Genomic DNA, 15,432 nt, shown 5'->3' with positions numbered 1-15,432 from the left:
GGGAGAATATTCTTGTTTTTTCAAAAAAAAGGTGCCCCTAAAAAGATGTACTTTTGGGACACGCTCCGCTTCTTAGATTAATATTTAAAGCAATGAATTACTAAAATACTATAAAACTTCTAACCACTATCCCGAGTCAGTACTTAAAACTTTTTCAAGTACTTCAAGCAGAATTTTAAAGAATCAGAAGATATTCAGACAACTCGGTAAGATTTTTTAAATTTGAAAAAAGACGACTTAATAACAGTCGTCTTTTCCATTCGATTAATTAATTCAACCCTAACTCTCTCTTAATATCCTCAAGTGTTTTTGTTTTATATTTTTCTAGAGGTTTTGGAGCGTTTTCCACCGTTGGATTTTGCATTAAGTAATTATTTTCGATGAATGCAAAGTCTTTTGCGTCTACGATTTTGTCAAAATTAATGTCTGCACTGCGACTGTCAGTTCCCCAATTAGTTTGGATCGCTAAGGCGTCCTTCAAATCAATGACATTATCTTTATTAACGTCTCCAGGAATTGCAGCATTAAAATTGATTTCAGGATTCCAATGAGCAGTTAGTGTGCCTTCGTCATCTAGGAAGCCCACATGGAAAGGTTCATATATTGTGAAATGGCCAGGAATATCGAGTGATACAACCATTTCATCGAGTGTTTTTGGTAATTTATCCACGGATACTTGGCCAAATTGATTTATAACTTCTGGGTAGATGTTTCCGTTTTGATCCTTTACTGATAGATCTGCGCCAATCTGCGATGGAGCTACCCTCCACGCACTCTTACCTTCTTTTTGCAATGAGACTGGAATTCCAATACTTCCTGAAATTTTTGAATAAGTTGGTTTGAACCAAATTGGTGGTATTGTTGAATTCATTGCAATTGATTGGTTAGATGCATTTATATAAGATGCAGAAGATGATTTAAAAGGTGAATAAAAATTATAAGTATTATCTTTTACTTTTAACGTTACTTCTGCAAATGGTACATCACCTGTCACTGTTCCGTTAGTCATCTCTATATTTACATTTACATTTGTATTCAATCCTGATGGAGCTGAATTAGATGTGAGTTTCGCTGAACCAAATTTTTCAATTGCTGGATTAAGCTTTACATCTACAATTTCTAATTGATTATTTGAAAATGAAAGGCTACTAGCTATTTTTTTTGCATCAGTAACGTTATATGCTGTTAGGTTCACCTTTACATTTTCACCTGCATTTACAATTTTTTGATCAACACTTCCATAAACAAGTGGAGTGCCTTCTGGAATAAATGTAAAATATTTGTTTCTTGTACCAATCTTAGCTGAATTATATCCTGCAAGTTCAACATTTACGCTTTTAGCAGAAGGGTCAATCGGGATATTATATGCAAAATTTCCTTTTGCATCAACATTGAAACCATTTGAAAAGGTAGTATTATTATTTTTTATCATCACAAAATTACCCGATTGATCAATAGAAATACCTTGCGTATGATAAACATCTTGGGTTTTATCAAAAACTGTACCTTTAATTGGATAAGAAGTTGTACCAGGTTTAACCTCGATAACGCCTTCTTCTAAATCTGTTGTAAAAGTAGGACCAGTAATATCAACCATTACATGGTCAGTCATCGAAAATGTTTTACCATCTCTATTAGTACCGATCATTTTTATCTTATAATGTGCTGGACCATAAGGTACTTTTACAATTGTAGATGATACTGGGTTTTTAGGGTCATTAGTGAAAGGATTATAGTATTCGGTAAATACACCAGTGACATAATAATCAGTATTTTCATCCAATTGCGATGCAGGGATTTGTCCTAAATAACCGATTTCTTCATCTGTTTCACTATCAAGTAAAACGAAATCAATCGTTTCCATACTAGAACTTAAATTAAAAGTTGCACCTGCGTTAAATTCAAGTAATGGGTAATAATTAGTATAATCTGATGTCATCATCTTATTGTATGTAGCCGCTGAATTAAATCCTTCTTTTACATAGTGAACACCGAATGGAATTTGATATTGTTCAGTTGGATCTGCATTATTTTTAAAAATAATATATCCTTCATAAATTCCTTTTTCGGCAGTTGAAGGTATTTTCAAATGAAAGTTAATCGGTTTTTGACTATTTCCATCTAAAGTCACAGATGAAGGACCAGTTAGGGTAACATCATTAATACTTGCATCTTTAGATCCTCTTATTCCAGTTTGATATTTAACCTCAATACTGAATGTTTTCGCTTCCTCACTTCTATTGTTAAGTGTAATTTGGCGGTTTGAAGCAATTTCTTCGTTTTTGAAACTAAAAGACCCAAAACTCATCGCACCAGTTAACTCTTTAATTGATTTTTCTTTTCCATCAATAATTGTTGGCGTACTATCTACTACATTTAATTCTACATTTGAGTGGATTGCTTCATATGCATCTACTCTTCCACTACCAACTTCATATACACTATAATCCTTCTTTAAAGGATCTGCCGTATTCATCAATATTGATTTTATATCTGCTGGCTGAAGTTTTTTATTTGATTGAAGTAATAATGCTGACACTCCTACAACAAATGGAGTCGCCATTGATGTTCCAGATAGTCGCTCATATGCAATTTTATAATCTTCAGGTTTCGTTCCATCCGCCGTTTTATTATTTACATAAAATGGGACAGTCGAAAGAATTGCTGCACCTGGCGCCGTTACTTCTGGCTTTATGTCATAATTTATGCGAGATGGTCCTCTTGAACTAAATGAAGTTAGTTCATCCTCAGATGTTTTAAATTTCGTATAATCACCAAAAGTAAAGTCAGAACTTCCTTGTTTAATCGCATTTGATATTGCTAGCCCTTCTTCATTTGACATAGAAAATGTAGGAATGGCTAATAGAGATTCACCGACATACCCTTGTATGATCCCTTCAGCTTTGTTGACGTCATTATTATAAATTATTACTGCAACAGCCCCTTTAGCCTTCGCTAGTTTGATTTTATCAATAAAAGAAGTTTCACCTCTTTGAATAAAAGCAATTTTTCCTTTTACATCTTTTCCGTTATAATCAATGCCTTTTCCTAAACCAACATCAACTAGATTAAACGTTTTTCCTTTTAATGCTGTTAGATCGTCTGTATAGTTTCTGGCTAATTCTCTAACAGTATATTCTTTACTATTTTGAAAACCTGAAAACTGGAAAAGATCTATTGCACTAGTTGATGCACCAACTGTTAATGCTAATGCTGATGATCCTGGAGAGCCAAGTGTATACATTCCATTTCCACTATTACCAGCGGCAACTACAGTCGTAACGCCACTTAGAACAGCATTGTTTACCGCTACCGAAGTCGCAAAAAGCGGATCATTTATTGTTGCACCTAGTGACATATTAATGATATCCATCCCGTCACTTACTGCCCTATCTAGGGCTGCTATAATGTCAGCACCTTTTCCAGATCCATATGGTCCAAGAACTCTGTATGAATAAATATCTGCCTCCGGCGCAGCTCCAACAGTTTTATATTCAGTATCAGCAACACCTCGACTACCGATTATTCCCGCAACATGTGTACCATGTTCTGTATAATATGTATTTGATCCCGAGAGCTCAGGTTTTCCTGATTTTTTCCAATCAGCATATGTACCTTCCATCGGATCATTATCATTATCAACGAAATCATAGCCACCTTTATAGGCATCTTTTAAATCAGGATGGTTATAATCAATTCCAGTATCAAGAATTCCTATTTTTATGCCTTTCCCCGTATAGCCCTCGGCATGTAAACGATCTAATCCATCATAAGGTGAATAGTTTGCAATGTTAAATTCATCTGCCTTTAATTGTTCACTTTGTTCCTTTTGATTAGGTTGATCGATTGAAAACGTCTCATCACTCCATATATTTTTTACAGCCTTCGATTTTAATAGATTCTTAATTTGGTTTGCTGGTAGGCTAATCGAAACACCGTTAAAAGTATGTTTATATGAACGATTAATTGTATAGTTTACTTTTGATTTATTTTCATCTGTTAATATTTGGTCCACATCTTCTTGAAAGGTATTATGATCTTGATCAACTAATTGTGTAGCCTCAGTTTCTGATAATTTCTGCCCATCTAGACTAGCTTCAATTTGAGCAACTTTTGCAGGCTTGTGTACAAACTCAACAATGACATTTGCTTGTTCTATAGTACTTAGATCTATATCAGAAGAAATTTGAAGACCTGTTGTTGCATTCGTTGATAGTTGGTTTAAAGCAGCCCTTTGCATTGGTGTTAACTTAGCGAGCATGTCCTCAACGTTCGTAGAGCTAACAGCTTTTGATACATTTACATTACCAAATGAAGCTAAAAGAAAACTAGACGATAAAGCTAAAACAGTCATGCTTTTTACAATCTTACTTCTTTGTACCGATTTCCCCATTTTCTTCCTCCTAGTAATTAATTGTTGCCACTAAAATTAAATGATGACTAAGATCTGTTTAACGATCATTTAATTTCTTTTCAACTTTAATTATTCAGAAAATTCAATCTATAGTCAAATGGGTTATTTTAATCCTTTATTATCGATAGTACAAAAAAAATATTACGGTTTTCGACTATATTCCCTAAGAATATTGAACAACATTTACTTAGTAGTTATAAACAAGCCTGGTATTCAGTAATGCATTTATAAATAAAACACACCTACTTGCGGCCGTTAAGGCGAATACAGAGGCGTAGTTTGACCTAACTTAATTCCTAAAATTGGCCATCACTTCGAATAAACTTCCTTCTGCCAATTTATATTTTCTTAACGTGCAAAAAAAACCTATTGGAAAATATCATTCCAATAGGACATTAAATTATTTTTTATTTGTTTGCGGTTTGTACCCCAAATCCTGATGCATGTTCATTACCTGCTACTGTTTCAGATTCATTTAGAATATCATTATTTTTCGCATAGTTAGTGAAATCATATATATGATGCCCCCCATCAAAGTACCACTAATCGTATTATAAGTTCAGTCTTTCCAAGTCGATAAACTGCTGCAGTGAGGGGTAGATCCCTCTAAGCAATGATCTTCTTTTTATTATGAGATTATCAATTAATCTTCAAAAAGTTGCTCAATATTTGCCAATTATTTTTATAAATAATGGCTCTTTTTGCAAAATCAAAGCTGAGCCATTACTTTATTAAGACTTTAATAACCCAATAGACAAATAGTTACACATCTTAAATAATCATAATATTAAGTAAATTAAAAGAAACTTCAAATAGAGTGAAAAAAAATTTTTATATTTTTTTGTCATCTAAACTAGGTATTCATTTAATTTTACTTGAAAACCATTTTAAGGGGTGTAAATAAAATTGAAAAAGGGTTACTCAAGTCCATTTAAAGTAAGTTCTACTAGTATGCTATTTTCAAGTCATTCTTACGCTTAACAGTCAAGAGAACGAAGAACAAGACAAATACTTCGATCCTACAATCGACACAGCAAGTACAAAATCACCTGACATCATTATTCACTTTACACAAGATCCAACATTAAAAAAGTAGCAGAAAAATAATTCCAGAAACGATTCTAGCATTTGTAGCTACAGTGATTGTTCCAGTAGCTCTAAAATTAACATCTTTTTTTCTTTTACTTTTCTGGCGATTTATAGAATATACGCTCAGCCGTACCGAGTCATACCGCTATGCATGCAACTTATTTTATTTGTTTTAAAATAAATTAGCCATAAAAAAACTGCACCTTCAATAGTTAGCTGTGTCTAACTATCGGGGTGCAGTTCACTTGAGGTTTTTCTTCATTATTAAGGTCTTTTGATTGTGCTTTTTACAAACCTAGTTCACTCTTTACAATCTCGAGCGTTTTCGTTTTATACTTACTTTTTGTTTTAGGTGCATTTTGTACTGAAGGATTTTGCATTAAATAGTTCTTTTCGACGAATGCAAGGTCTTTTGCATCTACTTTACCATCAATATTAATGTCTGCATTTCGTTTGTTTGTTCCCCAATATGTCTGAATATATAGCGCGTCCATTACATCAATTACATCGTCACCATTTACATCTCCACCAAGTAATACAGGAAGATTGATCTTTTTAAATTGACCAGTCAATTCCCCCGTTTCACTTAGCATGCCAATTTTGAAATCATAAAGACTACTAAAGTGACCCGGAACTTTTACAGTCATTCGGAGTGGTTTGTCGGTAAGCGCTAAATGTAAAGCTTCAATTTTTCCAAACTGAGTAAAGATTTGATTATACGTATTCCCATTAGAATCTTGAATCGAAACATCTGCTCCTACCTTACTGTAATCTCTTTTACTATCGAAGCCTCCACTACTTGTTAATAAACCTTCAGCATATAAAACAGATTTCATTTTTGAATAAGTCGGAACAAAATCAACAAATGGTAAATTTGTGAGAAGAAAATTGCTCTTACCTGATCGGTCTACATATGAGCCGGATGTAAAAATAAGAGAACTATCAGGCCTTATTTCAAAATTATAATCCTTTACTCTATACGTAACCTCAGCTAATGGAATATCTCCGTTTAAAGTTTGGGTATTACTATCAGCGGCTTCAAGTGTTACGCTATTTGCTGAAGTTTTTGTGAATTTCATTTCTCCTAGTTTACTAGAGTCTGGGTGTATTTCAATGTTTTCAATATTTAAGTAGTCTGAAGCAACGCTTAAGTTTACAGTTCCCTTTTTAAAATTGATAGCGTTTTTTAATACAATTTCCGCTTTAACTAAATCATTAGGTTTCGCATTATCTTTATCTACGATTGCAACCATGTATGGTGTACCCTTTTTCACAATTTTAATTGTCTTAGGTGTGACACTACCGTTACCTGCAGGATCGAATACAACTAATTTAACAACTTTTATTCCAGTACCAACCGGGACATCGTATTTAAATGTACCATCTTTATTTACAGGTATTTCAATCGGTACATCACCTTGTGCTGTATCGTAAACCTTGTTAGCAGACTGGTCAATATTCATACCCTCTGCTTTATAATCCTCAATATCCTGGTCAAACACTGAACCAGTTATTGTAACTGATTTTTGTCCTTCTTCATATTCAATGATATCTCCAACTGGTCCATTGATCGTATATTTAGGCTTTCTATTATCAATTACTAAATCACGAGTTTCTGTGAACTGCTTACCCGTGTCAGATGTTGCAAGCATTTTAATTTTATAAAATCCTGCATCTGCTACAACACGGGTTGAACTTATACCAGAAGGAGTTGAGCTATCGAATGGGAAATAGGTACCAGTAAAAAGACTCAAATTAACTAGACCACCTTCATTTATGCTAAATCCGTTTACTGTTCCAAGATAACCTATTTCCTGGTTTGTTTTTCCATCTTCCAAAATGAAATCAATATTTCTAACGTTTGATTTCATTTGAACTTGAACATTTATTCCTTTAATTGTGTTCGGGCTTGAATAAAAATCTCGATCTCGGTCTACTGACAAGCCTGGTGATGACGTTTCAAATACTTCTATTCCTTCCTCAACAGCATGTACAGCAAAAGGAATCTTATATGTTTCCACTGGATCATTCACATTTGTATAAATAACATATCCCTCATAATTCCCTTTCTCTGCTGATTTTGGTATAAAAATGGAAGCTTTTGTATTTTTTTGAGAATTTGCAGCTAGTTTAATAGTTGGCTCAATCGTAACTTTTACGCCATTTTTCTCAGCATCTTTAGCTCCTCTTAGACCTGTTTGAAATTTAACTGCTGCATCAAATGTTTTTGGTTCATCACCTGAATTTTTAACTACAATTTTACGTTCTTCATTAACATCTGCACTTAGATCGACTGAACCGAAACTAAGTGCACCTGTTTCATCTTTAATCGTTTTTTCTTTTCCATTTTTTATCATTGGAGTTTGATTTTGAACTTTAATTTCAATTGAAGAATGCACCGCTTTATAAGGGTCAACTCTACCTGATCCAGCCTCATATACGCTATAATCCTTACTTAAAGGATCAGCTGTATTCATAAGAATTGTCTTGACATCGCTTGGTTGTAAGTTTGGTTTTGCTTGAAGTAAAAGTGCAGCCATCCCCGCAACATTAGGTGTTGCCATAGACGTACCTGATAGACGTTCATATGCATATTTATAATCGTTTGGCGTATTTTTATTAATGATATAAGCTGGCACAGTTGAGAATACCCCAACACCTGGTGCTGTAATTTCAGGCTTAATGTCGTATGTAACACGAGCTGGTCCACGTGAACTGAAATCTGCTAATTCATCTGCTTTTGTTTGAATTTCATTTAGTTCATTAAATGTAAAAGTACTTGCCGCATTAACTTTTGATTTCAATGCTAACCCTTGGGCATTTGTTAATGTGAATGTTGGAATATAATCTAAACCTTCACCTAAGTAGGAAGGTATTAGCCCTTCATCTGGATTATTATTGAAAAGTAGAGCAGCTGTTGCGCTATTTTTTTTAGCAAACTTTACTTTATCGCTCAAAGCTATATTATTCCCGCGACTTATTAATACAACTTTCCCTTTTACATCTTTGTTTTTATAATCAGCCGATGCGCCATAACCAACATCTATGATTGAATACGTTTGACCATTTAATTGCTCCGGATGATCAGTATATCCTTTAGCCATTTCTTGTAAGTTAGCAGAAATTGTTTCAGTACCTGTTTGAAGTGTACTCTTATATGTATGTAAATTATTTGGTTCATTACTTGCGCCAACAGTCAGTGCAAGAGCTGCCGTACCAGGAGAGCCTAAAGTGTACATATCATTTCCGCTGTTACCAGCAGCAATTACTGCTGTAACTCCGCTAAGGACAGCTTGATTGATTGCGATACTTGTAGAATATAAAGGATTATTAATTCCTGCACCTAAGGATAGATTAATAACGTCCATTCCATCTGCTACAGCTTTATCGATCCCAGCCAAAACGTTAGCTTCTGTTCCTCCACCATAAGGTCCTAATACACGATAAGCATATAAATCTACATCAGGAGCGATACCTTCCATCTTGATGTCACCATCATTTTTTCCTTGTCCTGCGATAATTCCTGCTACATGCGTTCCATGTTCAGTATAATATGGAGCACCTGTTGCCCAGAAAAATTCTGCCCATCCAGATTTTTTCCAATCTTCATATGTTGCTTCCATCGGATCGTTATCATTATTAACAAAATCATATCCACCTTTATATACATCCTTTAAATCTGGATGATTATAGTCGATACCAGTGTCAATAACTCCAACTTTAATACCTTTTCCTGTAATACCTTCTTGGTGAAGTTTATCTACCCCTAGAAATGAAAGAGCAGATTTATTGCTAGATCCTTCAGTTTGCATTTCTTCTTGCGTATTAGCGATTTCTGCATGTACTTCTTCATTACTCCAAACTGTTTTAACAGCTTTCGATTTTAATAGCTTTTTAATTTGATTTGCTGGTAAACTCATTGAAACACCATTAAATGCATATTTAAATGAACGTTTAACTTTATAATTTACATTTTTACTATTTTCATTTGTTAATACTTGTCCTAAGTCTTTCGCAAAAGTTGAATGATCTTGATCAACTAGATTTGACGCTTCGTTCATTGTTAATGACTGGCCTTTTAAGCTTGATTCAACATGTGCTATTTTTGCGGGTTTATTTTTAAATTCTACTATTACATCTGTTTGGTTTGAAGATTCTAAATCAATATCAGGATTTACTTGTATTCCTGTCTCATTACTCGTTGACAGCTGATGAAGTGCTGCTCTTTGAGCTGGTGATAAATTCGCTAGCATTTCATCTACTTTCGAATAAGTTGCAGCTTTTGATGAGATTGTTACGTGACTTAAAGAGCCAAGAATAAAGCTGGACGATAACGCTAACACTGAAAAGCTTTTGACAATCTTGCTTCTAGAAATATTTTTTCTCATTTTCTACCTCCTATTTTGTAAAACAAAAGTCAATTTAATTATTAACTATTCCAAATATTCAATCAATTGGGTTATTTATGTCCTATTAAATCAACCGTTTAAATGATTTTCGACGTTTTCCATCAAGAAATTCAAGTAAAGTTGATTAACACCATTCCTTTTATCTGGGTTATCCAATACCACAGTCAAATCTAAGCTCACTGAAATTTTAAAAAGAGATTTCAAAAATTAAGAAATCTTTGTGAACTAGAAAATTATTTGATCCCATTTCAGTTAGCTATTTTTACTGGAATGCGAAGTGGTGAAATTTTAGCTCTAAGATGGCGCAATGTTAACCTTGTAAAAGGTGCAATTTAATTTGAAGAAAGCCTTGTACGATCGAAAAATATGGGGGTTTCATGTAAAAGAACTCAAAACAGATCATTCACTACGTGAAATCTTTATACCAGAAAGTGTAATTACTTCATTAAAAAAGCATAAATCCTTTCTGTATCAAATGAAGTCAAATATAAAAAGCTTTAAAGATCTTGATTTAGTTGTTTGTGCAAAGAATGGAAATTATCTAGAGCCAAGAAATTTAATTCGAAAATTTAAACAGCTAATTCGAAAAGCTAATTTGCCTGTTATTCCGTTTCATAATTTGCGCCACACTCATGCCACAATATTAATGAGAATGGGCGAAAATCCTAAAATTGCAAGTGAAAGATTGGGACATTCAAGGGTTGAAACAACACTTGGTATTTACTCTCATTCAAATGAAGAAATGCAGAAAAAAACTGCTAATCGCTTTGATGAGAAATTTTCAGATTAATATGCAATGGAAATAATTGTAAACAAAGAAAAAGCCCAAACCCTAGATACACTTAGGTTTGAGCCTTCTCATCTTTATGATCCCAACTGGACTTGAACCAGCTACCCCTACCCTGTCAAATACAGAGTGCCGAAAACATTCAGTATTATTGAATATTTTAGGTCAATAGAGTCCAGTAAATCTAGCGGTCGATGAAATTTTATTCATTATTATTCTTTTATTTCTATTGTTTTTATTAAGTCTGTGCAATTTTTGTGTAATCGAAAATGTAATGGTTTATTGTGAGGTAGGGTGCATTATAAAATTTGAATCTGAATAGCAACAAAATAAACAAATGTGTAATTGAGAAAAATATAAATATCTTGTTCATATGCTTAGAATAAGGGAATAATCTCTTACACCTCGTATATGTCGTATAAAAAAATTAATAAGATATTTTAGGAGAGTCAACAGACTTATTTTACGTTTCTACTAGATTGAAGAGCAAACTGGAAAGAGTAAAAACAACTTATTAATTCTTCTAATTCATTTTTAGCTTTCTCCAAAATTTCTTCATCTTTATATATCGAGAATCTTGTGATATATCGATCTAATTTATCGTTTAGTTCAATAATATTATCTGAACTTTTATGTTTCGCAATCAAACGAATTAAGTCTTTTGCAAAAGCTTCACTTAATAATTGAATACTAGGGATTTCTATTTCTTTTTGGATAGAAACAATTGCTGGTGTATAATCCATTCTGTATGCTTGACCTGGTATTTGATCCCAAAATCGTTCCCATTCATCAAGTAATCCTGCTTTATAAAGAATCAACTTTAAATATCCACATAACCATGCAGTACAGCTCGTATTTCTATTTTTACAACCTTTTCCTTCCTCTAATTCATTGCAATACTTACAACAAGACCCACCAATTTCAATACAAACATTACATATGGATGAAATACCAACGCCCTTTAAATACTGATGTCCAAAATGTATCAGTTCTTCTCTTGTCATGAGACGTTCCTTTTCATAAGTATCCATCACTTTTAATCCTTTCTTTTTTTACTAAAAGAGAGTGTTTTGCTCTTAAAAACACTTGAAATCTTTAAAACTTAAAAACTACTCCACTTGAATTTATTTATCATTGAGATTGTATCAAACATATAATTGTTAAAATTTAACCGAACCACAAAAAGTAATTAGATAATCAATGGATCTTAAAAGAAATAGATAACCTTGTTACCATTGTCGTGAGATACCAGTTTTCCGACCCAGTAATATATTTCTCAGACACACTTATTACATTCTGAAATTACGTTTGTTCATCTTTATGCCCATCTCTTTTTGCTTGTATATAAAATTCTACTAATCTGTCAAAACCTTTACGAAAATACGGGTCTCGATAGAACTTGTCGATAAAACCTTCTTCCGATAATCCGTTCATCTCTTTTACTATATCTTTTACGCTCTCTGCTGCTCGTTTTTGTATTTCATATTTTAATTTCAAATGCATACGTCAACGCTCCATTACTATGGTATTCATCTAACATCTTTTAGGAGTTAACACTCATAGTACCCACCTTGTCCTAAAAACCGCATTAACTTTCCCATGTCACATTATTGCAGTAAAATTATCATAATCAGTCGTTTCTACTTCTTCTCCTACATCCTTATATAACAACCCAACATTATCTTTTGTCAGTAAAATCAATTAATAAAGACCATTGAAGATTATTTTATTCTAATTAGGGCCTATGCAAAAAAATAATTTTATATTATCTAGAATTAAATATTTTCCTTCTATGAATAACTAATTTTTTCATCGTTATTATTCTTCTTTAAATTTATCTAACATACTAATCGTATCAACTAAGTGATTATTAAAAATTTGGCGTGCAACTAATAATAACTCAGAAATTATCGGATCCCTGAGGGAGTAAGTAACTTTATTTCCTTCCTTCGTGCCATATACAATATTTTTATTTCGTAAAATTGAAAGTTGTTGCGATACAGCTGACCCTTCACTTCCGATTAAATTTTGTATTTCATTTACATTCCTCTCGCCTTCACTTAGAATTTCAAGAATTCGAATTCGTAGTGGATGACCTAGTGCTTTAAAAAAATCTGCTTTAAATTGTTGTAGTTCTAAATTCAATTGTGTTCCTCCAAACGATCTATAAGATCCATATCCTAATTTCAAAATATTTATTATCATTATACCTATTCAGAATGTTTTTATAAAATTTATTAGGATAATTACTCAACAGAGTCCGTTCTATTTTGATCTACTACTCCATTTTTTTGATCTTTTAAATCTAATAGCTTTGAGTTGGATAAGCTTGAACACTCTAAAAATGCATAGTGCTTGCAGCCTAAACACTTATTATAATTAATATTTAATAGTGCATAGCCAATTGCTTCACCTGAATGCTCGAAAAAGTTTTGTTTACCAATAACATCATACAATTTGGTACGAATTAATAATTCTTTTGGTTGAGATTGAAGACCAGTTAATAAAACAAGACTATCATTGTCCCTGAGGTATTTGACGATACTTGCTAACTTAGCTTCACCTGTTGTATCAATAAAAGGAACCTTTCCAAATCTTAAAATTAAAAACTTTGGTTTGTTATCTGATAACTTTAAAATTGTTTTTTCAAATAGATTAGCAGTTCCAAAGAAAATTGACCCTTCAATTGTGAGAATGCTAATTTGAGGACAATCATGATTTTCATTAACCATATATGTCATCAATTTTTGATTCTGTCGGGAACGGTCAGGTAATACCTTTCTAACGATTAGAAGTTCAGACATTCTTTTAACAAATAAAATCACGGCAATGATTAAACCAACCTCCACGGCTGTTGTTAAATTTAGAAAAATAGTCAGTAAAAAAGTTAAGAATAAAATGATAGAATCACTGGATTTAGTTTTTAAAATATGAATAAACTCTTTTCTTTCACTCATGTTCCATGCTACAAGCATTAAAATTGGGGCCATACTAGCTAAAGGAATTTGTGATGCTAATGGTGCAAACATTAATAAAATGATTAGGACAATAACACCATGGATAATTCCCGAGATAGGTGAAATAGCTCCACTCTTTATATTTGTAGCAGTCCTAGCTATTGCTCCAGTAGCTGGAATTCCTCCAAAAAAAGGTATAACCATATTAGCAATCCCTTGTCCCATTAACTCTTTATTACTATTGTGTCTGCTACCTGACATACCGTCGGCAACTACTGCAGACAATAGTGATTCGATCCCACCAAGCATCGCTATAACAAAGGCTGGTCCAATAAGTGTACGTATTTTTTCAAAATTCAGCTCTATTAAATGAAATGCTGGAATACTACTCGGAATAGCGCCAAATGTGGACTTAATTGTTGGAACTTCCCCTTTAAAAAAGATGTAAGCCATTAAACTAGAAAAAATCAGACCAATTAATGATCCGGGAACTTTTGGGAATAGTTTAACAACTGTAATAACTGTAATAAAACATATGATTGAGGTTATTACACTATAAGAATTTATTGTCGAAATATGCAGTCCAATTTCTCTCATATTTGAAATGAAATCCTCATGTTTTTTTATATTTTGAAGTCCTAAAAAATTAACAATTTGTCCAGTAAAGATAATAACCGCAATCCCTGCTGTAAATCCTATGGTAACAGGACGAGGTATAAACTGTATTAGAAAACCCAATTTAAAGATCCCCATTAAGGTGAGAATAACACCAGCTAAAAAACCTGCAATAAGTAAGTTTTCATAACCATAATGAATTACAATTGATAAAAGTATAGGTATAAATGCCCCTGTAGGGCCCCCTATTTGAAACTTTGATCCTCCGAAAATTGAAATCAATACTCCTGCAATAATCGTTGTATAAATACCGTATTCTGGTTTTACTCCTGAACTAATCGCAAAAGCCATTCCTAAAGGAATTGCAATAATTCCAACTACTATTCCTGAAATTAAATCCTTTCTAAAAGATACTTTATTATAATTTTCAAATCTCCCTCGCCATTTCACTTTCTCGCACCTTCTAGTATATTTGATTATTTGAATATACAAATATTTAATATAATCATAATAACAGATCTCTTTCTCGTCAAACAAAATCTTATAATTAAATATTGTAACTATTTCCCAATTTCCATAGTACAAACTCAAAAAGAGCAAAAAAAGAACCTCTTCGAAAAAAGGTCCTTTACCAATGGTGATGGGTTATATAAAAAACATCTATATTTTTTTTACAAATTCAGATTTTAATTTCATTGCTCCAAATCCTTCAATTTTGCAATCTATATCATGATCACCATCAACAAGACGGATACTTTTTACTTTTGTACCAATTTTAACAACAAGAGAAGTTCCTTTTACTTTAAGATCTTTGATGACAGTAACTGAATCACCATCGTTTAATATATTTCCATTGGCATCTTTTACAACTTTCTTATCATCCATTTCAGTTTCAATATCCAGTGTCCATTCATACCCACATTCAGGACACACAAATAGATTACCATCGTGATATGTATAGTCTGAGTTACATTTTGGACAATTTGGTAGTTCGACCATGAACTATTCCCTCCTTTAGTATTGCTTTTAGAGCATCATCATTTCTATACTGACATAGTTTAATTATCTTTACAATATGATATTTAGATATTTGAATTTTTGAATATTCTTTTTTAATTTGGAAAAAATAACAAAAGAATTAAACATATAATTAACTAAAAA

At 32.7% G+C, this 15,432-nt stretch carries 8 protein-coding genes; 1 reads left to right on the top strand and 7 read right to left on the bottom strand.

Translation table 11 applies throughout. The features are described from left to right. Positions 1-268 precede the first annotated feature (268 nt). Positions 269-4,393: a S8 family serine peptidase gene (locus tag CN946_RS00490; protein WP_098859419.1), complete on the bottom strand. Its 4,125-nt coding sequence runs from the start codon at positions 4,391-4,393 to the stop codon at positions 269-271. 1,397 nt (positions 4,394-5,790) lie between these two features. Continuing rightward, positions 5,791-9,891, bottom strand: a complete 4,101-nt coding sequence (locus tag CN946_RS00485; protein ID WP_098859418.1) for a S8 family serine peptidase — start codon at positions 9,889-9,891, stop codon at positions 5,791-5,793. A 358-nt stretch (positions 9,892-10,249) separates the two neighbouring features. On the opposite strand from CN946_RS00485, the gene CN946_RS00480 reads away from it, so the two are divergent. Beyond that, entirely contained in the window at positions 10,250-10,702 is a 453-nt protein-coding gene (locus CN946_RS00480; RefSeq protein ID WP_025672097.1) for a site-specific integrase, read from the top strand. Between the two features lie 455 nt (positions 10,703-11,157). On the opposite strand, the gene CN946_RS00475 is transcribed toward CN946_RS00480, so the two are convergent. From CN946_RS00475 to CN946_RS00455, 5 genes are all read right to left on the bottom strand, one after another. Further along, on the bottom strand, positions 11,158-11,730 hold the full coding sequence (locus CN946_RS00475) for a hypothetical protein (protein ID WP_098859417.1): 573 nt from the start codon (positions 11,728-11,730) through the stop codon (positions 11,158-11,160). 271 nt (positions 11,731-12,001) lie between these two features. Then, complete coding sequence (locus CN946_RS00470) at positions 12,002-12,202, bottom strand: hypothetical protein (protein WP_098859416.1); 201 nt, start codon at positions 12,200-12,202, stop codon at positions 12,002-12,004. A 315-nt stretch (positions 12,203-12,517) separates the two neighbouring features. Further along, positions 12,518-12,844: an ArsR/SmtB family transcription factor gene (locus tag CN946_RS00465; RefSeq protein ID WP_098859415.1), complete on the bottom strand. Its 327-nt coding sequence runs from the start codon at positions 12,842-12,844 to the stop codon at positions 12,518-12,520. A 101-nt stretch (positions 12,845-12,945) separates the two neighbouring features. Then, positions 12,946-14,721 carry a SulP family inorganic anion transporter gene (locus CN946_RS00460; protein ID WP_098859414.1) on the bottom strand — a complete coding sequence of 592 codons (1,776 nt, stop codon included), beginning with the start codon at positions 14,719-14,721 and terminating at the stop codon, positions 12,946-12,948. Positions 14,722-14,931: 210 nt separating this feature from the next. Beyond that, complete coding sequence (locus CN946_RS00455) at positions 14,932-15,270, bottom strand: zinc ribbon domain-containing protein YjdM (RefSeq protein WP_098859413.1); 339 nt, start codon at positions 15,268-15,270, stop codon at positions 14,932-14,934. Positions 15,271-15,432: the final 162 nt, after the last annotated feature.

The sequence above is a fragment of the Bacillus sp. AFS053548 genome, assembly GCF_002575105.1.
In the GTDB taxonomy this organism is placed as follows: Bacteria; Bacillota; Bacilli; order Bacillales; family Bacillaceae_G; genus Gottfriedia.
The sequence above is the reverse complement of the archived record's forward strand: the minus strand, read 5'-3'. Positions and strand labels throughout refer to the sequence as shown.